General features: G+C 69.7%; 21 protein-coding genes. 9 read left to right on the top strand and 12 right to left on the bottom strand.

All coding sequences use genetic code 11. The features are described from left to right. Positions 1–3: 3 nt before the first annotated feature. The 6 genes from gyrB to dnaA form a co-directional block, all read right to left on the bottom strand. Positions 4–2061 (bottom strand): DNA topoisomerase (ATP-hydrolyzing) subunit B, encoded by a 2058-nt coding sequence (gyrB, locus tag AC3EQ1_RS00975; protein ID WP_432092288.1) that lies wholly within the window; start codon positions 2059–2061, stop codon positions 4–6. A gap of 269 nt (positions 2062–2330) precedes the next feature. Beyond that, positions 2331–2867, bottom strand: coding sequence for a DciA family protein (locus AC3EQ1_RS00970; RefSeq protein ID WP_432092287.1), 537 nt, complete (start codon positions 2865–2867; stop codon positions 2331–2333). After that, positions 2867–4048, bottom strand: coding sequence for a DNA replication/repair protein RecF (recF, locus tag AC3EQ1_RS00965; RefSeq protein WP_432092286.1), 1182 nt, complete (start codon positions 4046–4048; stop codon positions 2867–2869). The genes AC3EQ1_RS00970 and recF overlap by 1 nt, the downstream gene beginning before the upstream one ends. Positions 4049–4129: 81 nt before the next feature. Beyond that, a complete protein-coding gene (gene gnd, locus AC3EQ1_RS00960) occupies positions 4130–5005 on the bottom strand; it encodes a phosphogluconate dehydrogenase (NAD(+)-dependent, decarboxylating) (RefSeq protein ID WP_432092285.1) in 876 nt (291 codons plus the stop codon). Between the two features lie 174 nt (positions 5006–5179). Next, positions 5180–6310 (bottom strand): DNA polymerase III subunit beta, encoded by a 1131-nt coding sequence (dnaN, locus tag AC3EQ1_RS00955; protein WP_432092384.1) that lies wholly within the window; start codon positions 6308–6310, stop codon positions 5180–5182. Between the two features lie 878 nt (positions 6311–7188). Continuing rightward, entirely contained in the window at positions 7189–9033 is a 1845-nt protein-coding gene (dnaA, locus tag AC3EQ1_RS00950) for a chromosomal replication initiator protein DnaA (RefSeq protein WP_432092284.1), read from the bottom strand. 427 nt (positions 9034–9460) lie between these two features. Here dnaA and rpmH point away from each other — a divergent pair, with 427 nt between their 5' ends. The 9 genes from rpmH (at position 9461) to AC3EQ1_RS00905 (ending at position 16206) form a co-directional block, all read left to right on the top strand. Next, entirely contained in the window at positions 9461–9598 is a 138-nt protein-coding gene (gene rpmH / locus AC3EQ1_RS00945; protein ID WP_030354375.1) for a 50S ribosomal protein L34, read from the top strand. 18 nt (positions 9599–9616) lie between these two features. Then, positions 9617–10033, top strand: coding sequence for a ribonuclease P protein component (gene rnpA / locus AC3EQ1_RS00940; RefSeq protein ID WP_351509089.1), 417 nt, complete (start codon positions 9617–9619; stop codon positions 10031–10033). Next, positions 10030–10347 carry a membrane protein insertion efficiency factor YidD gene (yidD, locus tag AC3EQ1_RS00935; RefSeq protein ID WP_432092283.1) on the top strand — a complete coding sequence of 106 codons (318 nt, stop codon included), beginning with the start codon at positions 10030–10032 and terminating at the stop codon, positions 10345–10347. The genes rnpA and yidD overlap by 4 nt, the downstream gene beginning before the upstream one ends. A gap of 3 nt (positions 10348–10350) precedes the next feature. After that, positions 10351–11469 (top strand): membrane protein insertase YidC, encoded by a 1119-nt coding sequence (gene yidC / locus AC3EQ1_RS00930; RefSeq protein ID WP_432092282.1) that lies wholly within the window; start codon positions 10351–10353, stop codon positions 11467–11469. A gap of 12 nt (positions 11470–11481) precedes the next feature. Continuing rightward, on the top strand, positions 11482–12018 hold the full coding sequence (locus tag AC3EQ1_RS00925; RefSeq protein ID WP_432092281.1) for a Jag family protein: 537 nt from the start codon (positions 11482–11484) through the stop codon (positions 12016–12018). A gap of 104 nt (positions 12019–12122) precedes the next feature. Then, positions 12123–12842, top strand: coding sequence for a 16S rRNA (guanine(527)-N(7))-methyltransferase RsmG (gene rsmG / locus AC3EQ1_RS00920; RefSeq protein ID WP_432092280.1), 720 nt, complete (start codon positions 12123–12125; stop codon positions 12840–12842). Between the two features lie 221 nt (positions 12843–13063). Then, positions 13064–14152: a ParA family protein gene (locus tag AC3EQ1_RS00915; RefSeq protein ID WP_432092279.1), complete on the top strand. Its 1089-nt coding sequence runs from the start codon at positions 13064–13066 to the stop codon at positions 14150–14152. Further along, positions 14149–15255, top strand: a complete 1107-nt coding sequence (locus AC3EQ1_RS00910) for a ParB/RepB/Spo0J family partition protein (protein ID WP_432092278.1) — start codon at positions 14149–14151, stop codon at positions 15253–15255. The genes AC3EQ1_RS00915 and AC3EQ1_RS00910 overlap by 4 nt, the downstream gene beginning before the upstream one ends. A gap of 333 nt (positions 15256–15588) precedes the next feature. After that, positions 15589–16206 carry a GNAT family N-acetyltransferase gene (locus AC3EQ1_RS00905; RefSeq protein WP_351509076.1) on the top strand — a complete coding sequence of 206 codons (618 nt, stop codon included), beginning with the start codon at positions 15589–15591 and terminating at the stop codon, positions 16204–16206. 62 nt (positions 16207–16268) lie between these two features. On the opposite strand, the gene trxA is transcribed toward AC3EQ1_RS00905, so the two are convergent. From trxA to murJ, 6 genes are all read right to left on the bottom strand, one after another. Next, positions 16269–16598: a thioredoxin gene (gene trxA / locus AC3EQ1_RS00900; protein ID WP_351509074.1), complete on the bottom strand. Its 330-nt coding sequence runs from the start codon at positions 16596–16598 to the stop codon at positions 16269–16271. Positions 16599–16638: 40 nt separating this feature from the next. Continuing rightward, positions 16639–17613: a thioredoxin-disulfide reductase gene (gene trxB / locus AC3EQ1_RS00895; protein WP_432092277.1), complete on the bottom strand. Its 975-nt coding sequence runs from the start codon at positions 17611–17613 to the stop codon at positions 16639–16641. Positions 17614–17724: 111 nt separating this feature from the next. Further along, complete coding sequence (locus AC3EQ1_RS00890) at positions 17725–18630, bottom strand: anti-sigma factor family protein (RefSeq protein ID WP_432092276.1); 906 nt, start codon at positions 18628–18630, stop codon at positions 17725–17727. After that, on the bottom strand, positions 18627–19304 hold the full coding sequence (sigM, locus tag AC3EQ1_RS00885; protein ID WP_432092383.1) for an RNA polymerase sigma factor SigM: 678 nt from the start codon (positions 19302–19304) through the stop codon (positions 18627–18629). The genes AC3EQ1_RS00890 and sigM overlap by 4 nt, the downstream gene beginning before the upstream one ends. A 53-nt stretch (positions 19305–19357) precedes the next feature. Beyond that, positions 19358–21091, bottom strand: coding sequence for a serine/threonine protein kinase (locus tag AC3EQ1_RS00880; protein ID WP_432092275.1), 1734 nt, complete (start codon positions 21089–21091; stop codon positions 19358–19360). Between the two features lie 112 nt (positions 21092–21203). Then, on the bottom strand, positions 21204–23363 hold the full coding sequence (murJ, locus tag AC3EQ1_RS00875) for a murein biosynthesis integral membrane protein MurJ (RefSeq protein WP_432092274.1): 2160 nt from the start codon (positions 23361–23363) through the stop codon (positions 21204–21206). Between the last annotated feature and the right edge of the window lie 6 nt (positions 23364–23369).

The following is a 23369-nucleotide window of genomic DNA, read 5'->3' as shown; positions in this document are numbered from 1 at the left end:
GACTCAGATGTCGAGGAAGCGGACGTCCTTGGCGTTGCGCTGGATGAACGAGCGCCGCGCTTCGACGTCCTCACCCATCAGCACCGAGAACAGGTCGTCGGCCTGGGCGGCGTCGTCGAGGCTGACCTGGCCGAGCACACGGTGGTCGGTGTCCATCGTGGTGATGCGCAGCTCCTCCGCGTTCATCTCACCGAGACCCTTGAAGCGCTGGACGGAGTCGTCCTTGATGCGCTTGCCGTTCCGCCGGCCCATCTCGATCAGGGCGTTGCGCTCACGGTCCGAGTACGCGTACTCGAAGTCGTCACGCCCCCACTTGATCTTGTAGAGCGGCGGGCGGGAGAGGTAGACGTGTCCCGCCTCGACCAGCGGCCGCATGAAGCGGAAGAGGAAGGTCAGCAGCAGGGTGTTGATGTGCTGGCCGTCCACATCGGCGTCCGCCATCAGAATGATCTTGTGGTAGCGGAGCTTGTCGATGTCGAAGTCCTCGTGGACCCCGGTACCGAAGGCCGAGATCAGCGCCTGGACCTCCTGGTTCTGGAGGATCTTGTCGACGCGGGCCTTCTCGACGTTCAGGATCTTGCCGCGGATCGGCAGGATGGCCTGGTACTGCGGGTTCCGGCCGGACTTGGCCGAGCCGCCGGCCGAGTCACCCTCGACGATGAAGATCTCGCACTTCGTCGGGTCGTTGGACTGGCAGTCGCTGAGCTTGCCCGGCAGCGACGCGCTCTCCAGCAGGCCCTTCCGGCGGGTCAGGTCGCGCGCCTTGCGGGCGGCGACCCGCGCCGTGGCGGCCTGGATGCCCTTGCGGATGATGTCCGCGGCCTCGTTGGGGTTGCGGTCCAGCCAGTCGGTCAGATGCTCGTGGGCGATCTTCTGGACGAAGGTCTTCGCCTCCGTGTTGCCCAGCTTCGTCTTCGTCTGGCCCTCGAACTGCGGCTCACCGAGCTTGACCGAGATGATCGCGGTCAGACCCTCGCGGATGTCCTCACCGGTGAGGTTGTCGTCGCGCTCCCGCAGCAGCTTCTTGTCGCGCGCGTAGCGGTTGATGAGACCGGTCAGCGCCGCGCGGAAGCCCTCCTCGTGCGTACCGCCCTCGTGGGTGTGGATGGTGTTGGCGAAGCTGTAGACACCCTCGCTGTACTGCGAGTTCCACTGCATCGCGATCTCCACCGAGAGCATCCGCTCCGTGTCCTCGGCGTCGATGTCGATCACCGTGGGGTGGATCAGGTCGCCCTTGCGGGAGTTCAGGTACTTCACGAAGTCGACGATGCCGCCCTCGTAGTAGTACCGGACGGAGAGCGGGTTGCCCTCCTCGTCGACGTGGTCGGGGCGCTCGTCCCGCAGCGAGATGGTGAGGCCCTTGTTCAGGAACGCCATCTCCTGGAAGCGCCGGGCCAGCGTCTCGAAGCTGTAGTCGGTGGTCTCGAAGATGTCCGGGTCGGCCCAGAAGGTCACCGAGGTGCCCGTGATGTCGACCGGCTCGTTCTTCGCCAGCGGGGCCGTCGGCACACCCAGCTTGTAGTCCTGGGTCCACCGGGACCCGTCCCGCCGGACCTCGACCGAGACCTTGCTCGACAGGGCGTTCACCACGGAGACACCGACGCCGTGCAGACCGCCGGAGACCGCGTAGCCGCCGCCGCCGAACTTGCCGCCGGCGTGCAGCACGGTCAGCACCACCTCGACCGCCGGCTTCCCCTCGGAGGGAACGATGTCGACGGGGATGCCGCGGCCGTTGTCCACGACGCGGACGCCGCCGTCCGGCAGGATCGTCACGTCGATGGTGTCGGCGTGCCCGGCCAGGGCCTCGTCGACGGAGTTGTCGACGACCTCGTACACCAGGTGGTGCAGACCCCGCTCACCGGTCGAGCCGATGTACATGCCGGGTCGCTTACGGACCGCGTCCAGACCCTCGAGGACCGTAATGGCGCTGGCGTCGTAGGACGCCTTGCCGGTCGCCGACCCGTCGCCGGAGCTCGCGACGGCTCCGTCGGGGCTGGAAGCGGTGTTGTTCTCGTTGGGGTTGCCGGAATCGGCCACGAAGCGCCCTTTCTGGCACAGCACAAGCCGTCTCCGGGGCATGCAGGAGCGGCTGCGTCGTTCGACTTGTTCCGCGAGTGGGCGGGATTGCTCTCTAGTCTACCGGTAGCGCTGACATGAATGGGGGTTTGCGGGCGCCTGAGTCCGCATGTGCCGCCCTGAACCTCCATCCGCCGACTCCCCATATGCGGCCCAGGGCTCCAAGAGGCTCACGGCGGCGCTCAGCGCTTCCGAGTGTCAACCCTTCGCTACGGTGAGGGACACCTCTTCCGCGACCCTCCGTCCCAGGGGCCTCACCCGTAGGTGTCACCCGGTCCGCGGCTGCCCGGGGAGCGCAGCGGACCGAAGCGACGGGGCGGCCCGCCGGGGCCCAGCACCTTGATCATTTTCACGGTGCCCTGCCCGAGATCCGCGTTGAGGCGGGCCACCAGCTGCGGGGCCAGCAGCCGGAGCTGCGTCGCCCAGGCCGTCGAGTCGCACTGCACGGTCAGCACCCGCGCGTCCTCGTCGTACCGCTGCGGCTCGCAGTGCTGCGCCACCTCCGGGCCCACCATCTGCGGCCAGCGGCCCATCACCCCGCCGACCGCGGCCGGGGCCTCCCAGCCGCGCTCGGTGATCAGACGGTTGATCGCGGCGCCCAGCGGCAGCGGATCCCGGCCGTCCGCGCGGGCACCGGACCGCAGCCCGCCGCGCCGCGCCTGCTTCTTCTGCTGCGCCGCCGCGCCACGCGCCCTGGCCTGCTCCTTCGCCGCACGCAGCGCGACCCGGGCGAGATCGACGCCCGAGGGCTCCGCACCGGGGGACGGCTCCGGGGGGCGGGACTCCGCCATCACGCGCCCACCTTTTCGACGGTGCCGCCGGACACCGCGTAGCGGGCCCCGGCCAGCAGCGCCGGCACGTCCTCCGCCACCGCCGCGGTGACCAGCACCTGCTCACCCGGCGCCACCAGCTCGGCGAGCCGCTCCCGGCGCCTGGCGTCCAGCTCCGCGAAGACGTCGTCCAGGACCAGCACCGGCTCACCGGACCGGCGCGTCCCCTCCGGCACGGACGGATCCGCGCTGCCGAGGCTCTCGGCACGCAGCAGGTCGTACGAGGCCAGGCGCAGCGCGAGGGCGTACGACCAGGACTCGCCGTGGCTCGCGTAGCCCTTGGCCGGGAGCCGGCCGAGCTTGAGCACCAGATCGTCGCGGTGCGGGCCGACGAGCGTCACTCCGCGCTCGATCTCCTGCTTCCGGGCGTCGCCGAGCGCGGCCAGCAGCAGCTGGTACAGCTCCTCCCGGGTGCCCGCATCCGCCGCGCCCTCGCCGGCCGAGCCGCGGTACTCGAGCGCGACCGGGCCGCCGCCGGGCGCCAGTTGCTCGTACGCCTTGTCGGCGAGCGGCTGCAAGGCCGTGATCAGGTCCAGCCGCTGCGCCAGCAGCTCGGCACCCGCCCGGGCCAGATGCTGGTCCCAGACGTCGAGGGTGGACAGGTCGAGCGACCGCCCGCCGTGCCGCCGGGCCATCGCCGCGCTCTTCAGCAGGGTGTTCCGCTGCTTGAGGACCCGGTCGTAGTCGGAGCGCACGCCCGCCATCCGCGGCGAGCGCGCGGTGATCAACTCGTCGAGGAAGCGGCGCCGCTCGCCGGGGTCGCCCTTGACCAGCGCCAGGTCCTCCGGGGCGAAGAGGACCGAGCGCACGATGCCGACCACGTCACGCGGCCTGACCTGCGACGACCGGTTGATCCTGGCCCGGTTCGCGCGGCCCGGGTTAAGCTCCAGCTCGATCAGCTGCTGGCGCTCGCCCTGCACGACCGCCGCCCGGAGGATCGCCCGCTCGGCACCGGCGCGCACCAGGGGGGCGTCCGAGGACACCCGGTGACTGCCCAGCGTCGCGAGATAGCCGACCGCCTCGACCAGGTTGGTCTTGCCCTGCCCGTTGGGGCCCACGAAAGCCGTGACGCCCGGGTCGAGCGGGACCTCGACCCGGGCGTACGAGCGGAAGTCGGCGAGCGACAGGTGCGATACGTACATGACGCGCTGCGGCTGCGGACGCCGCCGACCTCCCTTGACCTGTGTGACTGTGACGCCCGGGGAGACCTCCCCGGCCCCGGATCAGACCGACTCGACCGCGTGGCCGCCGAACTGGTTGCGCAGCGCGGCGATCATCTTCATCTGCGGGGAGTCGTCCTGACGGGACGCGAAGCGCGCGAAGAGCGACGCCGTGATCGCGGGCAGCGGCACCGCGTGGTCGACGGCCGCCTCGACGGTCCAGCGGCCCTCACCGGAGTCCGCCGCGTAGCCGCGCAGCTTCTGCAGGTGCTCGTCCTCGTCCAGGGCGTTGACCGCCAGGTCGAGCAGCCAGGAACGGATGACGGTCCCCTCCTGCCAGCTGCGGAAGACCTCGCGGACGTCGGTGACGGAGTCGACGGCCTCCAGCAGCTCCCAGCCCTCGGCGTAGGCCTGCATCATGGCGTACTCGATGCCGTTGTGGACCATCTTCGCGAAGTGCCCGGCGCCGACCTTGCCCGCGTGGACCGAGCCGAACTCGCCCTCCGGCTTGAGGGCGTCGAAGACCGGCTGGACCTTCGCCACATCCTCGGCGGCGCCGCCGTACATCAGGGCGTAGCCGTTCTCCAGGCCCCAGACGCCGCCGGAGACACCGCAGTCCACGAAGCCGATGCCGCGGTGGGCCAGCTGCTCCGCGTGCTTCTCGTCGTCGGTCCAGCGGGAGTTCCCGCCGTCGACGACGACATCGCCGGGCGAGAGGAGCTCGGCCAGCTCGTCGATGGTGGTCTGGGTGGCGATTCCGGCCGGGACCATGACCCACACCACCCGCGGGCCCTTGAGCTTGCCCACAAGCTCCTCGAGGCTGTGGACATCCGCGAGGTCCGGGTTGCGGTCGTATCCGATGACGGTGTGGCCTGCCTGGCGGATGCGCTCGCGCATGTTGCCGCCCATTTTGCCGAGACCGATCAGACCGAGCTCCATCAGTGCCCCTTCATAGCGTTGCGTACCTGCGGTCGAGCCTACGCCCGGTCACCGGTGCTCACCTGTGGGCTCGGCCGCTCAGCCGACCGCCCCGGGACGATGCCTCCGCACCGACCGACGCCCGCGGCGTTTCGGCAGGTGGGAGGCCCGGTGACGGCCGACGACAGCCGTGGCTCAGCCGCTCAGCCGCACCGGCATGATCAGGTACTTGTACGCGTCGTCCGCCTCGGCGTCCACGGCGGGCTTGCCGCTCAGCAGCGCAGGCTTGGTGGACGTGGTGAAGGACAGCTGGGCCACCGGGGAGTCGATGGCGCTGAGGCCCTCGAGGAGGAAGCCCGGGTTGAAGGCGATCGAGATGTCGTCGCCCTCGAGCTGACAGTCGACGCGCTCCACAGCCTGTGCGTCGTCGCTCGAGCCGGCTTCCAGGATCAGCACACCCTGCTCGAAGCTCAGCCGGACGGGGGTGTTCCGCTCCGCGACGAGCGCCACACGCTTGACCGCGTCCACGAACGGGGCGGTCTCGATCACCGCGACCGAGTTGAACTCGGTCGGGAAGAGCGTCCGGTACTTCGGCAGGTCGCCCTCGAGCAGCCGGGTGGTGGTACGGCGCCCGGCGCCCTCGAAGCCGATCAGGCCCTCGCCCGCGCCGGAGCCGGCCAGGGCGATGCTCACGGTGTCACCGCTGGTCAGCGACTTGGCGGTGTCGAGGAGCGTCTTGGCGGGCACCAGGGCGACGGCGGAGACGTCCGGCGTCTCGGGCTTCCACAGGAACTCGCGGACGGCGAAGCGGTAGCGGTCGGTGGCGGCCAGGGTGACGGTGTCGCCCTCGATCTCGACCCGTACGCCGGTGAGCACGGGCAGCGTGTCGTCACGGCCGGCGGCGATGGCGACCTGGGCGGCGGCCGCGGCGAAGACGTCACCGGGGACGGTGCCGGTGGCGGTCGGCATCTGCGGCAGCGCCGGGTACTCCTCCACCGGCAGGGTGTGCAGGGTGAAGCGGGAGGAACCGCAGACCACGGTCACCCGCACCCCGTCCGTGGAGATCTCCACGGGCCGGTTGGGAAGGGCACGGCAGATGTCGGCCAGCAGGCGGCCGGAGACGAGGACGGTGCCGTCCTCCTCCACGTCCGCGTCGACGGAGACCCGGGCCGACACCTCGTAGTCGAAGCCGGAGAGGCTCAGGGAGCTCTCCTCCGCCTTCAGCAGCAGGCCCGCGAGGACGGGCACCGGCGGACGGGCCGGGAGGCTGCGGGCTGCCCAGGCCACCGCCTCCGCGAGTACATCGCGTTCCACCCGGATCTTCACCGGAACCGCCTCCTGCTGTTGCTCACTCGCCCTGCTGGCCTTCTTCGTCGTCGGCACCGGATCCTCCGGCCGGAGGCAGGGCCGATGCCGGAGACCAGTCTGACGCACGCCACGGACAGTCGGTGCGGCTCGGGGTCAAGTCGTTGCGAGGGGCCCCGGTCGCTCCGGGGCCGAGTTGTGCACAGGGCCCGTTTCCAGAGGAGTTTCCCGCTAGATCTACGTGGTCGTAGTAGTAGGCCTTGTGGAAACCGTGGATAACCGTGTCTGCCCAGGTCAGAGCTGTAATTTTGTCCACCGCCCCTGTGGGCGCAGCCCGTGGACAACCGGGCATGTCTGTGGACGCGGGAAAGTTCTGCACACGCGGTGCACAGCCTGCACCCGGTTCTCCCCAGCGGCGTCCCCAGGTTTACCCAGGTTCTCCCCAGCCCAACCGGCCTCGTTGGTGTGATGCCTTTCACTCGGCCCGGCGAGAGCGGGTGTTGCGTTGCCGAACAGTGGACAACGGTGTGGAAAGGCTGTGCACAAGTGGCCTCTCCCTGTGGGCGGCTGGTGGACAACGCAGCGGGCCCGCTGTGGGCACTCTCGTCATCCACAGTCTGTGGAATCCGGTTGGCCACAAATCCACACCCCGCTGACCTCCCAGGATGCTCCGTCATGGCAGCCGGTTGTGGACGCGATCTGGACAACTCCCAAGTCCCCAGGGTGTGGACGGGTCATCGGCGGCCGTCTTGTGGAGAAGCCGGCCGGCCGGGCACGGATTCGAACAGCCCCGGCTGCCCCGACGACGAAGGCGCCCTGCCCCGACGACGAAGGGCGCCCCGGGGAATCGTCCCCGGGGCGCCCTTCAGGTGTGCTCGGACCGGCTTCCGTGCCCGCTGTCAGCCGTTCTTGATGCGGTTCGTGAGCTCGGTGACCTGGTTGTAGATGGAGCGCCGCTCGGCCATCAGCGCGCGGATCTTCCGGTCCGCGTGCATCACGGTCGTGTGGTCGCGGCCGCCGAACTGCGCACCGATCTTCGGCAGCGACAGATCCGTCAGCTCCCGGCAGAGGTACATGGCGATCTGCCGCGCGGTCACCAGCACCCGGCTGCGGGAGGAGCCGCAGAGATCGTCCACGGTCAGCCCGAAGTACTGCGCGGTCTCGGCCATGATGGCCGTGGCCGTGATCTCGGGAGCCGCGTCCTCGCCGCCGGGGATCAGATCCTTCAGCACGATCTCGGTGAGCCCCAGGTCCACCGGCTGCCGGTTCAGGCTCGCGAACGCCGTGACCCGGATCAGTGCGCCCTCCAGCTCACGGATGTTCCGCGAGATCCGGGAGGCGATGAACTCCAGCACCTCGGGCGGTGCGTTGAGCTGCTCCTGCACCGCCTTCTTGCGGAGGATCGCGATCCGGGTCTCCAGCTCGGGCGGCTGGACGTCGGTGATCAGTCCCCACTCGAAGCGGTTCCGGAGCCGGTCCTCCAGGGTGACCAGCTGCTTCGGCGGCCGGTCCGAGGAGAGCACGATCTGCTTGTTGGCGTTGTGCAGCGTGTTGAAGGTGTGGAAGAACTCCTCCTGCGTCGACTCCTTGCTCGCCAGGAACTGGATGTCGTCGACGAGCAGGATGTCCATGTCCCGGTACCGCTTGCGGAACGCGTCCGCCTTGCCGTCGCGGATGGAGTTGATGAACTCGTTGGTGAACTCCTCGGAGCTCACGTACCGCACCCGGGTCCCGGGGTAGAGGCTGCGCGCGTAGTGCCCGATCGCGTGGAGCAGGTGGGTCTTGCCCAGGCCGGACTCGCCGTAGATGAAGAGCGGGTTGTACGCCTTGGCCGGGGCCTCGGCGACCGCCACCGCCGCGGCGTGCGCGAAGCGGTTGGAGGCACCGATGACGAAGGTGTCGAAGAGGTACTTCGGGTTCAGGCGGGCGGTCGGCTCACCGGGGCCGGTGGCCGGCGCGGGCTGCGCGGCGAGCGGCCCCGGGGCACCGCTGGGCGCGGGCGGACCGCCGTGGGAGCGGCCGTGCCCCCCCTGCTCCGGAATCTCGCGGCGCGGCGGCTCGTACGGCCGGTCCTGCTGCGGTTCGTACCCCCGCTCCTGCTGCCCGTCGTAGGGCCGGTCCTGTTGCGGCGCGGCGCGCGGCGAGGCGTACGGGTCGTGCTCGGGGAAGCCGCCGAGCCGCTGCTGCTGCCAGCCGTAGTCGTCGCGCGGAACGTGGCCGCCCATACCGGAGCCCCGCGGCCAGGCACCCGGCTCGGGGCGGCTCTGCTGGTACTCGGGGTACGCGGGACGGGCGGTCGGCAGCGGCTCGGAGCCCCGGCCGTAAGGAGCGGCATACCCCTCGTAACCGTCGTAGCCGTCGCGGCCGGGCTCCTGGTGCGGGGGCTGGTGCCGCGGGGGCTCGTCGTACCTCTGGGGTTCCGGCCTCAGGGGTTCCGGAATGTGCGGCCCTGGAATCTGCGGTGCGGGGGGCTCCTCGGCCGCACTCACCGTGATCGCCAGGCGGACCGACTGGTTGCACTCGCGGCTCAGCGCGTCGCTGATCAGCGGGGAGAGCCGGCCCTCGAGAACACCCTTGGCGTACTCGTTGGGCACGGCGAGCACCGCGGTGCCGGCGACCAGCACCAGGGGCTGGCAGTCCTTGAGCCAGCGCTGGTCCTTCGCTTCGATGCCCTGCCCCTCTCCGAGGAGCTGGTCGAGCACGCGTGGCCACACTGCGGCAAGATCGGCAGGTACGTCAGCCACAGGGCACGCTCTCTCACTCGCTGGGTGGGGGGTGGCGCCGACGGGTCCCACGAATGTGTGGTTCTCGGGACGGGCGGGCAGGAAACGGAGTTGGGCCACGGTAGTCAGGGCGGCGTGCGCGGTTCAAGTCGTTGTCCACAGGGTGTGTACAAATGTGCCATGCCGGAGTCGGCTCCCGTACCCTGGCCCGTGAAGAAGCGGCTTTCCGTATCACCGGAGCGCCACCGGTTTGACCGGATGGCGTAGCCGCGCGTACCGTGACCAGGTCGAGTTGTCGATGGCTGCTGCCGCCTGCCTCCGATGGGCAAAGATCACGAAATTGTGGTCATGAAGCGGTGCACTCGGGCGTATTGCGAGCTACTCGTGGGCGCACGGTGACAGCCAGGCGATATCCCGCCATCACCCGATTCATTTCTGGAGCCCCCGAGTGAGCAAGCGCACCTTCCAGCCGAACAACCGTCGCCGCGCGAAGACCCATGGCTTCCGGCTGCGTATGCGTACCCGTGCCGGCCGTGCGATCCTCGCGACTCGCCGTGGCAAGGGTCGCGCGCGCCTGTCCGCCTGATCGGAACAGGCCCGGTCCGTGCTGCCTTCCGAGAATCGGCTGAGGCGGCGTGAGGACTTTGCGACCGCGGTTCGCCGAGGACGCAGGGCGGGGCGACCCCACCTTGTTGTCCATTTTCGAAGCGCCACCTCCTCGATACGAGGAGGCACGGACCCGCATGCGTCTGGGGAGAACGCTACCCCGGCGCGTGCGGGTTTCGTCGTGAGCAAGGCTGTCGGCGGCGCGGTCGTCCGCAACCTGGTGAAGCGGCGGCTGCGTCACCTGATGCGTGACCGGCTCCCCCTGCTCCCCGCAGGTAGCCTGGTTGTGGTACGGGCGCTGCCCGGTGCCGGAGAGGCGGACCACCACCAGCTGGCCCGTGACCTCGACGCCGCGCTGCAGCGCCTGGTGGGTGGGGCCACCCATGGCGAAGCCGAGGGGAGGGCGCCGCGATGAAATACCCGCTGCTGTGGTTGATCAAGTTGTACCAGTGGACCATCAGCCCGTTGCTCGGGCCGGTCTGCAAGTACTACCCGTCGTGTTCGCACTACGGCTACCAGGCCATCGACGCACACGGCGCGGTCAAAGGGACGGCGCTGACCGCCTGGCGCATTCTGCGTTGCAATCCGTGGTCGCTCGGTGGCGTCGACCACGTTCCTCCCCGGAAGCATCCGGTCTGGCACCAACGGCTGAGGAGCCGGTGGAGCGGTCGTTCCTCCGGAACGCCCGCGGGCCAGGCCGAGACTCAGCCCAACGCCCAAGGAGCCTGATTCGTGGACACGATCCTCGGTCCTCTCTATACCGCAGTTTCCTGGATCATCGTCCAGTTCCACTCGCTGTACAGCCTTGTCTTCGACAAGGACAGTGGGATGGCCTGGGGTCTGTCCATCGTCTCCCTGGTGGTGCTGATCCGCATCTGCCTGATCCCGCTCTTCGTGAAGCAGATCAAGGCGACGCGGAACATGCAGGTGCTCCAGCCGAAGATGAAGGCGATCCAGGAGCGCTACAAGAACGACAAGCAGCGCCAGTCCGAAGAGATGATGAAGCTCTACAAGGAGTCGGGCACCAACCCGCTCTCGAGCTGTCTCCCGATTCTGGCGCAGTCGCCCTTCTTCATCTCGCTGTACCAGGTTCTGAACCACATCGCCAACGACAAGCCCGTCGGCGTGATGGGGCAGGGCCTCGTCGACAGCGCCCGGAGCGCGAAGATCTTCGGCGCTCCCATCGCCTCCAAGTTCCTGGACAGCGCGGACAAGGTCCAGTCGCTCGGTGCCACGCTGACCGATGTGCGGGTCGTCACGGTCATCATGATCGTGCTGATGTCGGCGTCGCAGTTCTACACCCAGCGCCAGCTGATGACGAAGAACGTCGACATGACGGTGAAGACGCCGTTCATGCAGCAGCAGAAGATGCTGATGTACGTCTTCCCCATCATGTTCGCCGTCTTCGGCATCAACTTCCCGGTCGGTGTGCTCGTCTACTGGCTGACCACCAACGTGTGGACCATGGGCCAGCAGATGTTCGTCATCCGCCGGAACCCGACCCCCGGCAGCCTCGCGTTCAAGGAGCGCCAGGACCGGCTGCGGGCGAAGGGCAAGCTCAAGGAGGACCCCGCCGAGGTCGAGGCCAAGAAGGCTGCCGAAACCGCTCGGGCCACGCGGCAGCAGCCGAAGCGCCAGAGCAAGGCGAAGCGGCACACCGCTGGTGCGACGCAGCAGACGGCCAAGGGGACGGACGCGGGCTCCGCTTCGTCGCCCGACAAGCCGTCGCTCCAGAAGAAGGAGCAGTCGCAGGACGCCGGCGGCCCGAAGCCTGCCGGCGGCACCTCCCGTAACGCGAAGTCCGGGCAGCGCAAGGGCCAGCAGCGGCCCAAGCACCCGTCCAAGAAGTAAGGAGACCGTCCGGTGACGGAAGGCACGACCAGCCCCTCGCCCTCGGTGGAGGCGACCGACGCCGCCGAGGGCGGCGACACCCTGACCCGTCTGGAGCAGGAAGGGGAGATCGCGGCCGACTACCTCGAGGGGCTGCTCGACATCGCGGATCTCGACGGGGACATCGACATGGATGTCGAGGCCGACCGGGCCGCAGTCTCGATCATCAGCGACTCGACCAGCCGCGACCTGCAGAAGCTGGTGGGTCGCGATGGAGAGGTGCTGGAGGCACTGCAGGAGCTGACCCGTCTCGCGGTGCACCGCGAGACCGGCGACCGCAGCCGCCTGATGCTGGACATCGCCGGATTCCGGGCCCGGAAGCGTGAGGAGCTCGCGGAGCTGGGCGCCAAGGCCGCCGAGGAGGCGAAGGGCAGCGGCGAGCCGGTGAAGCTGAAGCCGATGACGCCCTTCGAGCGCAAGGTGGTCCACGATGCGGTGGCGGCAGCGGGGCTGCGCAGCGAATCGGAGGGCGAGGAGCCCCAGCGCTGCGTCGTGGTGCTCCCGGCCTGACCGACCGGTCCCCGAGTACTCCTGGCCCCGCCTGTTCGCAGGCGGGGCCGTCTTTTGTCAGCCTGAACATCAGCATGCACAGCGTGTACGGAAGGACGGTCCCCGTGATGGAGGAAACGGAGCTCCCACCGGCCCCGCAGGAGGCAGTGGCGGTATTCGGCGAGCGCCTTCCGGAAGCGGTGCGCTATGCCGAGCTGCTCGCCGACGCGGGTGTCCGACGCGGGCTCATCGGACCCCGCGAGGTCCCGCGGCTGTGGGAGCGGCATCTGCTCAACTGCGCGGTGCTGTCCGAGGCCGTTCCCGAGGGTGTCACGGTGTGCGATGTGGGCTCGGGGGCCGGGCTGCCCGGCATTCCGCTGGCCCTGGTCCGCCCGGATCTGCGGATCACCCTGCTGGAGCCGCTGCTGCGGCGCACCACCTTCCTGCAGGAAGTGGTGGAGCTGCTGGGCCTGGACCATGTGACCGTGGTGCGGGGCCGTGCGGAGGAAGTGCTGGGAAAGCTGCAGCCGGTGCATGTGGTCACGGCGCGCGCCGTCGCCCCGCTCGACCGGCTGGCCGGCTGGGGTGTCCCGCTGCTGCGCCCCTACGGAGAGATGCTGGCGCTCAAGGGCGACACGGCCGAGGAGGAGCTGAAGGGCGCCCGCGCCGCACTGAGCAAGCTCGGAGTGGTGAAGACATCGGTGCTGCAGGTGGGGGAAGGCGTGGTGAACCCACCCTCCACGGTGGTGCGCGCAGAGGTCGGGGAGAGCCCCGGTGGCGTGCGCTTCGCAGCCAAACGAGCCAAGGCGGCCCGGACGGGACGGGCGCGACGACGTCGATCGTAGCCCCAATGCTCCATACAACCTGCCAAAACTACACAAATCGGAGTGTCGCGACCCAGTAAGGCGTGTGCCCATGCAAGGTGTTTCACGTGAAACGTCGCTCCCTGTTGCATGGAATCATCAGCCGTGGCCGTGCGGCTGCCTCGCCGCGCGACCGTAGAGCCGCCATCTCTGTGGATTCATCCACAGGAGGACGGGCCTCGCTGGTTCACGACCCCGAAAGCATGGCAGGCTCTGTTCATTGCGAGCCTGTAGTCGAGGAGAGTGAATCCTTGCGGTCCGACGCCAACATCGCGGGACCGATGACCGATCCGGTCCCCGGCCCCCGCACCGAATCGGTGGGGGAAGACGTTTCACGTGAAACGCCAGCTCCCATGGACGACACCCCCATCGGCCGCGCCGCCCAGCTGGCGGTGGAAGCGATCGGCCGCGCCGGTGAGGGGCTGCCACGCCCCGAGCAGACGCGGGTGATGGTCGTGGCCAACCAGAAGGGCGGGGTCGGGAAGACCACGACCACGGTCAACCTCGCCGCATCCCTCGCGCTGCACGGTGCCCGGGTTCTGGTGATCGACCTCGACCCTCAGGGCAATGCCTCGACGGCTCTCGGTATCGACCACCATGCCGAGGTTCCGTCGATCTATGACGTGCTGGTGGAGAGCAAGCCGCTTTCCGACGTCGTGCAGCCGGTTCCGGATGTCGAGGGACTGTTCTGTGCTCCGGCCACCATCGACCTCGCCGGAGCCGAGATCGAGCTCGTCTCCCTGGTGGCGCGGGAGAGCCGGCTGCAGCGTGCGATCCAGTCGTACGAGCAGCCGTTGGACTACGTCCTGATCGACTGCCCGCCGTCGCTCGGGCTCCTCACGGTGAACGCCCTGGTGGCGGGTGCCGAGGTGCTGATCCCGATCCAGTGCGAGTACTACGCGCTGGAAGGGCTCGGGCAGTTGCTGCGCAACGTGGACCTGGTGCGGGGTCACCTCAACCCTCAGCTGCACGTGTCCACGATCCTGCTGACGATGTACGACGGCAGGACGCGGCTCGCCTCCCAGGTGGCGGACGAGGTCCGCAGCCACTTCGGCGGCGAGGTGCTGCGGACGAGCATCCCGCGGTCCGTGCGGATCTCGGAGGCCCCGAGCTATGGGCAGACGGTGCTGACCTACGATCCCGGTTCCAGTGGTTCGCTCTCCTACCTGGAGGCCGCCCGGGAGATCGCACTCCGGGGCGTGGGCGTGCACTATGAGCCGCAGCGTGCGCACGCTGTCGGCCAGGGCGCCCAGCAGCAGGACCAGCACACGATGTCGGAGGGCATGCAGTGAGTGATCGTCGTAGGGGACTGGGCCGCGGGCTCGGTGCTCTGATTCCCGCGGCTCCGCAAGGGGCGGACAACGCCGGGCCGACCGTGGGCCCAGGGGCGACCTCCCCGTCGGCGGTTCCGGTGCTCACCACCGACCGGGGGGTGGCGGCTGCCAAGGTGGCCACCCTGCCGTCTGCCGTTTCACGTGAAACGGAAGCCGGTTCCCCGGACGAGGCTGCGGCGGCGGTTGCTCCGGAGGAGCAGCCGAGCGGAGCTCACTTCGCCGAACTGGCGCTGGACTCGATCACGCCCAACCCCCGGCAGCCCCGTGAGGTTTTCGACGAGGACGCTCTCGCGGAACTGGTCACCTCGATCCAGGAGGTCGGGCTCCTCCAGCCGGTGGTGGTCCGGCAGTTGGCGCCGGAGCGCTATGAGCTCATCATGGGGGAGCGCCGCTGGCGCGCCTGCCGTGAGGCAGGGCTGGAGCGGATCCCCGCGATCGTCCGGGCCACCGATGACGAGAAGCTTCTGCTCGATGCGCTGCTGGAGAACCTCCACCGGGCGCAGCTGAACCCGCTGGAGGAGGCTGCCGCCTACGACCAGCTGCTGAAGGACTTCAGCTGCACCCATGACCAGCTCGCCGACCGCATCGGCCGGTCGCGTCCCCAGGTCTCCAATACGCTGCGGCTGCTCAAGCTCTCCCCGTCGGTCCAGCGACGGGTCGCCGCGGGGGTGCTGTCGGCCGGACATGCCCGTGCGCTGCTGTCGGTCGAGGACTCCGAGGAGCAGGACCGGCTGGCCCATCGGATCGTTGCCGAGGGGCTCTCCGTACGGGCCGTCGAGGAGATCGTCACCTTGATGGGCTCCCGGCCGAGCAGCGGGCCGAAGCCCAAGGGGCCGCGGGCCGGAGCCCGGGTGTCGCCGGCGCTCACGGACCTCGCCTCGCGGCTGTCCGATCGCTTCGAGACCCGGGTGAAGGTGGACCTGGGGCAGAAGAAGGGCAAGATCGTCGTCGAGTTCGCTTCGATGGACGACTTGGAGCGGATCCTCGGGACACTGGCCCCCGGTGAGGGCCGGGTGCTGGAGCAGAAGCTCTCGGAGGAGGCCGCGGACAGCGAGGACTGAACAGCTGCCTCTCCGCAAACCCAGGGCGGGACGTGTGCCTGCTGGGACGTCGGGATCACCCGGAGTTCCAGCAGGACGACACGGACCGCCCTTTGCATTTCTGCGGTATCGGTGCAATCTCCACCTGGATACGATGTGGTCGGGTATGGCGCATCCACGTGGAGAGACCTCTTTGAGAGGAAGGGCCATGCGAACGGTGAGCCGCACCGGATTGATCGCAGCAGGATTGAGCCTGGGAGCAGTCGGCGGCTTCGTCGGCAGCCTCATCAGGGAGCGCGAAGCGCTGGCAGCCGCCCGAGGGGCGGCGGGCTACGGAAGCGAGGAACAGGCTGCATGGGGCGTCGGCTCGTACCGCTCACACTGGACAACCTCCCGGATCTTCCCAAGCGTTGCCGCTCCTGTGTCTTCTGGGAGCTCGACCCGGTCAGCGGAGAAGCCGCGGTAAAGGCCGGCAGGCCGGAACTGGAGAAGGAGGCCTGGATCTCCGCCGTGCTCCTGGAGTGGGGCTCCTGTGGCCGGGTGATCTATGTGGACGAGGTCCCGGTCGGCTTCGTGCTCTACGCGCCCCCTGCCTATGTGCCGCGCTCCACGGCGTTCCCCACCAGCCCGGTGTCACCGGACGCCGTGCAGCTCATGACCGGCTGGATCATTCCCGGGTACCAGGGCCAGGGGCTCGGGCGGGTCATGGTGCAGACCGTGGCCAAGGACCTTCTCCGCCGGGGCTTCAAGGCGATCGAGGCGTTCGGGGACGCCCGGTGGCAGGAGTCGGCGTGTGTGCTCCCGGCCGACCATCTGCTCGCGGTGGGGTTCAAGACGGTACGGCCGCACCACCGCTTCCCGCGTCTGCGGCTGGAGCTCCGGACCACCCTCTCCTGGAAAGAAGACGTCGAACTGGCCCTGGACCGGCTGCTGGGGGCGGTCCAGAAGGAACCCGCCCTCCGTCCGTTGTGAGAGAACGTGAAACAGGCCCGCCCCCGAAGGGGCGGGCCTGTTTCACGTGAAACGGCGGAGCGTCAGCCGATGAAGTCCTCGAGGTCGCGCAGGAGCGCGGCCTTCGGCTTGGCACCGACGATGGTCTTCCGGACCTCGCCGCCCTGGTAGACGTTGAGCGTCGGGATGGACATGACGCCGTACTTGGCCGCCGTGCCCGGGTTCTCGTCGATGTTGAGCTTGACGATCTCGATCTTGTCGCCGTGCTCGGCGGCAATGGCCTCCAGCGACGGGGCAATCTGGCGGCACGGGCCGCACCAGGCAGCCCAGAAGTCCACGAGGACGGGCTTGTCGCTCTTCAGGACATCCTCGTCGAAGCTGGCGTCGGTCACGTGCTTGAGGTCGCCGGCCATGGCGGTCTCCTAAATCGTTGGTGCGAGAGGAAGAGAGGTCTCAGAGAGCTGCTGCGGCCTTCTCCGGCTCAGCGGGCTGGGAGTCGCTGAGCGCGGCGAGGAACCGCTCGGCGTCGAGGGCGGCGGAGCACCCGGTCCCGGCGGCCGTGATGGCCTGGCGGTACGTGTGGTCCACCACGTCACCCGCAGCGAAGACGCCGGAGATGTTGGTGTGGGTCGAGGGCGCGTCGACCTTGAGGTATCCCTCGGAGTCCAGGTCGAGCTGACCCTTGAACAGTTCGGTGCGCGGGTCGTGGCCCACGGCGATGAAGAGTCCGGTCACCGGAAGTTCGGACAGCTCGCCGGTCTTGGTGTTCCGCAGCGTCAGCCCGGCGAGCTTGGGGTCACCGTGGATCTCGGAGACCTCGCTGTGCCAGGCGAAGGAGATCTTCGGGTCCGCGAACGCCCGCTCCTGCATGGCCTTGGAGGCGCGGAGGGCGTCACGGCGGTGGACGATGGTCACCGACTTGGCGAAGCGGGAGAGGAAGGTCGCCTCTTCCATCGCGGTGTCGCCACCGCCGACCACGGCGATGTCCTGGTCCTTGAAGAAGAACCCGTCGCAGGTGGCGCACCAGGAGACACCGCGGCCGGACAGCTCGTCCTCGCGCGGCAGCCCCAGCTTGCGGTGCTGGGACCCGGTGGAGACGATCACTGCCTTGGCGCGGTGCACGGTACCCGCCGAGTCCGTGACGGTCTTGACCTCGCCGGTCAGGTCCGCGGAGACGATGTCGTCGGGGATCAGCTCCGCCCCGAAGCGCTCGGCCTGGGCGCGCATGTTGTCCATCAGGTCCGGACCCATGATGCCGTCGCGGAAGCCGGGGAAGTTCTCCACCTCGGTGGTGTTCATCAGCGCACCACCGGCGGTCACGGAGCCCTCGAAGACCAGAGGCTTCAAGGAGGCGCGCGCGGTGTACAGCGCCGCGGTGTAACCGGCCGGCCCGGAGCCGATGATGATCACGTTACGGACGTCGCTCACGGGTGTCTTCCTCGTCTCTGCCGACTGCTCTTCGGTCCGTGGGGACTCTCATCCCACCCAACGGATCCTACGGGGCGAGCATTCCCGGAGTGGCACGCCGCACGCGGGTCGTCAGCCGCGTCGGACGCTGCGTGTGAGCAAGACCTCGCCCGGCCCCTGCGGGGCCCTTCCGGCACAGGAGGAGTCGACGACGTAGGCATCGACCCGCGCCGTGTCGGAGGGGTGGGGCAGGACGACGAGATAGGCCTCGGTGCCCCGGTAGGTGCCCTCGGTGGCGGCGAGGGGTGCGTCGGAGCGGCCGATCCCCTCCCGTACACAGGACGGCACGGTGACGGCACTCCCCCGCAGGGTCCGGTTCGGGCCCTGCTTCGCGCCCATGTCCTCGGACGGCTTCTTGTTCGGGCCGGCGGCCAGCAGGCTCTGGACCCGCGACTCCACCTTCTGGCCCGAGAAGCTCCCGGCCGCGGTGTGGTTGCCCGGAGAAGCCGTCGCACCGGGGGGCGTCGCGGTGCTGCCCGGGGAGCCGATGGCATGGATCACGACGCCGCCGAGTCCGAGTGCGGCCAGCGCCGTGGCGGAGCCGAGTACAGCGGTCCGCCAGCGCCGTGTCCGGCGGCCGCGACCGGGTCCCGTCGTCCCGCGCGGCCGTCCCTCGGGGCGGTCCACGGTCCGCGGTCCGCGGGCCGGCTCTGTTTCACGTGAAACAGAGGGCGACGCGGAGACGGATACGCCGGTTTCACGTGAAACAGCCGCAGGTGCGGTGGCGTCCAGGAGCGCTTCCGCGGCGAGCGCCGCGTCGATGCGGCCCGCGATGTCGGCCGGCATCCGGGCAGGGCCCGGGAGGGTGCCGAGAAGCTCCCGGATCTCGTCCAGCGAGGTACGGACATCGGCGCACGGTTCGCAGCTCGCCAGATGCTCTCGTACGTCCGCCGTGCGGTCCGGGGAGAGCAGTCCCTCGGCGAGTGCGGAGATCTCCGCCACTTCCGGGTGCTGGTCCGTGTCAGTCGAGGATGTCACGCCCGCCCACCTCCGCCCTTCACGGCATCTGTGTCCCTCGGTCCTGCCGCCTGTGGGACGGATGGCCGCCGTGTCCGGTTCCGTCCCTGTCCCGGGTCCGTACCGTCTCCGCCTCCGGGGCGCAGATGGGTGAGCTGCGGCAGCAGTCGTGCGCGGCCACGGGCGCACCGGCTCTTCACGGTCCCGGTCGGGACGTCGAGAATCCGGGCCGCCTCCGCGACGGGGTAGCCCTGCATGTCCACCAGGACGAGCGCAGCCCGCTGTTCCTGGGGCAGGGTGCCGAGCGCCTGCAGCAGCTCCCGCTGCAAGTCGTCACGCTCGACGGGAGCGGCGGCGGACTCATGGGGCTCGAGAAGCTGCTCCAGGCGTTCGGTCTCGGCGACCGGGGAGCTGCGGCGTGAAGCGGCCTTGCGGGCGCGGTCGAGGCACGCATTGACGGTGATGCGGTGCAGCCACGTCGTGACGGCCGACTGGCCGCGGAAGGTGTGGGCGGCCCGGTAGGCGGACACCAGGGCGTCCTGGACGGCGTCCGCGGCCTCCTCACGGTCACCGAGGGTCCGCAGGGCCACCGCCCACAGCCGGTCCCGGTGCCGCCGGACGATCTCCCCGAAGGCGTCGTGGTCACCCGCGACGTGGGCGGTGAGGAGCTCCTGGTCGCTCGCGGCGCCGTACATGGCGTCGTCGTCCACCTCGGAACCCCTCCCCTTCACCTGTCCTGCCGACCGGATCAGCCCGTGATCTCGATCTCCGAGATGCCCCCGCGGTACTCATTGGGCGACTTGTCCGGCGGCAGCTCGGTGATGTGGATCAGTACGTATCGCGTCCGCACGGGTTTGTCGAGCGTGGTCTTGAGCTTGTCGCCGGCCTTCTCCAGCTCGGTGAGGCGCTTGGGGAAGTCGGAGAGCACGGAGGCCGATGTCGCGGCTTCGTCCGCGGCCAGGACCTCCACGGTCTGCCCGCTGCGGTACAAGTCCACATCGAGGCCCGAGACCTGCTTGGCGCTGCCGAGGTCGACGACGATGCCGCTTCCCTGCCGGTACTCCGGCAGGTTCCCGAAGTTGGGGTAGCCGTAGAACGCCTTGGTCACCCAGGCGGTGCCCGGGTCCTTGTCCGCGGAATTGGGAACCTTCGCGGGGACCATGGGCTGGCGCCCCGACGAGAACTCGGTCCTGTTCGCGATCTCCAGCGGCTTGCCGGGGACCTTTTTCTTCTTCCCGGAGCCACCGCCCCCCGTGCGCTGGGGGGTGCCGTTGGATTCGTCGGTGCGGTCCGAACGGTTGATCAACACGTCGGCCAGCTGCCAACTGCCGAGGCCCAGCGCTGCGATGAGCAGGGCGGCCACGGTCCACTTCAGCATCTTGCCGCTGCGTGTCTGGAGCGGCGGGGGAGGCGCCGCAACGGCGTGAGCCGGGACCCCCGGCCCGTTGTGGCCGGGCGGGGTGGCGTACTGGCTCCGGCGGTAGCCCGCCGGCTGGTACGCGGGGGTGGCGAAGGACGGCTCCGGCGGACGGATGCGCGGCAGCGCGGCCACGGCCTTCGACAGCTCCTCCGGCGTGGTGCAGGGCTGCTCCTGGCGGGACGGCGTGGCGCCGTTGTTCGCCAGTGCGCGCATCGCGAGCTCCGCGAGGCCTCGGTGCACGCCTGCCCTGACCTGGTCCGGGGCGATCAGCCCCACGCCCTTGGGCAGGCCGGAGAGACCGTAGGCGTTCTCCTCGTACGGCCAGCGCTGGGTCAGCGCGGCGTACAGGAGCGCCCCGATGGCCTCGGTGTCCACCCGCTGGGGCTGCTGGGAGCTGATGCCGCGCAGCGCCGCCATCACGGCCAGACCACGGATCCGGTACTGGCCGGACTCGGTGCGCAGGACCGAGCTCGGCGTGAGCCTCAGGTGGGCCAGACCTTCCCGGTGGGCAGCCGTCATCGCCTGGGAGACCTGGCTGACGAGCTGGTGCGCCTCATGCGGCTCCAGCGGCCCGGAGGCGAGCACCGTGGTGAGCTCGGTCGCGTCGGGAAGCCACTCGTGGACCACGTAGACCAGGTCGTCCTCCTCGACGGCGTCGAGGACCTGGACGAAGCGGGGGTCGGGCAGGAGTGCCGCGGAACGGGCCGCGGCCAGGACCGGTCGGGCCCGCGGGTGGTCGGCGTGCAGCAGATGGACGCCGACGGCCCGCCGGAGTTTCTCGTCCACGGCACGCCAACTGCTGAATCCGTCCAGTCGGGTGACGCACTCCTCGAGGCGGTAGCGTCTGGCCAGTTTGTGGCCGCTGTGCAGCTCCGGGGGCTCCACGTCCGGCACAGAGCTCATGCTCGTGTTCCGTGCCGCGCCGGTGGTCGCGTTCTCCGCGTCCTCGCCGGCCTTCTCCTGGGTCTCCACCCCGTCGGCCGTGGCCTCGCCCGCCTGGGCGGTCAGCGACTCATCGCCGCTGTCGGCCACGTCGACGGCAGCCGTGCTCCGTTCCGCCACCGTCGTTCCTGCCTCCCCATCCGTTGCACGCTTTCGCACCACAGCAAAGACAATTGTGCCCACAGTCCGCCGCTATGCACGACACACAGTGGCGCACGATGGTTGTGCTCCGTCAGCGACCGAGTCGGCCGCGGACCATTCCGACCATGGCGGTCAGTTCCTCGACCCGCATGCGCTTCGCCGCTCCGTAGAACACGCCGATGAGCACGATCCCACCACCGACGAGGGCCGCGAGAGAGCCGAGTACGCCATTGTCGAGGAGTTCGAGGACGGCGAACGCCACGGCTCCGCCCAGGAGAGCCGCGGGAACGCTGGCTCCGATCAGCCGGGCGTAGGTGCGGACCACATGGGCGCCGTCCAGATCACCGCCCAGACGGGTGCGCAGCCGTCGCCACGCGACACCCACCCCCACGACGTACGCCAGCCCGTAGGAGGCGGCCATGCCGACCACGGCCCAGCGGGCGGGGAGCAGCACGAACGAGAGGCCCGATGCCGCGGCGTTGACGGCCGCGACGATCAGCGTGTTGTAGAAGGGGGTCCGCGTGTCCTCGTAGGCGTAGAAGCCGCGCAGGACGACGTACTGCACGGAGTAGGGGATCAGGCCGAGGCCGAAGGCCATCAGGACGTAGCCGATGCTGCGGGCGCCGGATTCCCCGGAACCGGCGTACAGCAGGGTGGCCAGCGGCACGCCCAGCGCCAGGAAGGCGAAGGCGCACGGAACGATCGCCACGGCCGACGTGCGCAGCCCGTACGAGATGTCGTCCCGGACGGCGCTCGCGTCGCCGTCCTGGGCCGCCCGGGAGATGCGCGGCAGCACGGCGGTCATCACGGAGACGGTGATGATGGCCTGCGGCATCTGCCACAGGAGCAGCGCGTAGTTGTACGCGGTGATGCCGGTTCCGGTGTAGCCCTGGTCCTCGGCCACCGAGCCCGCCCAGGTGGCGAGCTGGGTGACGACGACCATGCCGAGCTGGTTGGCCAGCACGAAGAGGAAGGTCCACTTGGCGAGGCGCGCGGCCTTGCCGAGCCCGTGGCCGCGCCAGTCGAAGCGCGGACGGATACGGAACCCGGCCTCGCGGAGGTACGGCACCATCGCCAGGGCCTGGACGACGAGGCCCAGCAGGGTGCCGATGCCCAGCAGCCGGACCCCTTCGGGGGTGATGGTGGCGGCGCTGACCCGGGTGTCGGTGAAGCCGCCGAAGGCCCAGATGAAGGCGCCGAAGGTGGAGATGACGACGATGTTGTTGAGGACCGGGGTCCACATCATGGCGCCGAAGCGGCCCCGGGCGTTGAGGATCTGGCCGAGCACCACATGCACGCCCATGAAGAACATGGTGGGGAGGCAGTACCGGGCGAAGGCGACCGCCACCTCCATCTGCTCGGGGTCGGAGGCGATCTTCGGCGACATCATGCGGATGAACAGCGGGGCGCCCAGGACACAGACGGTGGTGACACCGGCCATCAGGGCCATGACGAGCGTGAGCAGGCGGTTCGCGTAGGCGTCGCCGCCGTCGTCGTCGTTCTTCATGGCACGGACCAGCTGCGGGATGAACACCGCGTTGAGGGCGCCGCCCCCGACCAGGATGTAGATCATCGTGGGCAGGGTGTTGGCGACCTGGTACGTGTCGTTGAGGGTGCCCACACCGATCGCCGCGGCGATGACCAGGGTGCGCAGGAAGCCGGTGATCCGGGAGACGATCGTGCCGGCCGCCATCAGAGCGCTCGACTTGAGGATGCTCGAGGCGCGGCCGCCGGAGCGCTTGGCAGGGGCTGCCGGCGGCTCCGGGGCCGGGTCCGCGACGGGCTCGGCAGGAGGCGGCGGAGCGGTGCTGGGTGCGGCCTGCTGGTCGTACGGCTGCTGCTGGTCCCGGTAGAGGTGGGCGAACGCGTTCTGCTGCCGGGTCTCGTCGGACGCCCGGCCGGCCAGGTTCACGCCCAGCTGTGTGGTCGCCGTGTCCTCCCCGTAGGGCGGGCGGCCGACCGCACCCTGTTCGGGGGTCGGCGGAGGGCCCCACAGCCGCGGGTCCGGAGCCTGCTGAGGCTGGTGGAAGGGACGGGCCTCGGCCTGCGTCCCCGGGGGCGGAGGGTGCGCCGCACGGTCGTACAGCGCCTCGGTCACCGGGTCCTGGGCGGAGGGTGCCTGGTCGCGGTACGGGTCGTGGGCGTACGCGTCCTGCCCGTACGGGTCCGGGCCGGGGGGCGCCGACGGCACCTGGGCCGCGGGGTCACCGGCCGGACTCTGCCCGCGGTCACCGTCGTACGGCGCGTTCATCGCTAC

This window comes from Streptomyces sp. bgisy100, assembly GCF_057709105.1.
The sequence above is the reverse complement of the archived record's forward strand: the minus strand, read 5'-3'. Positions and strand labels throughout refer to the sequence as shown.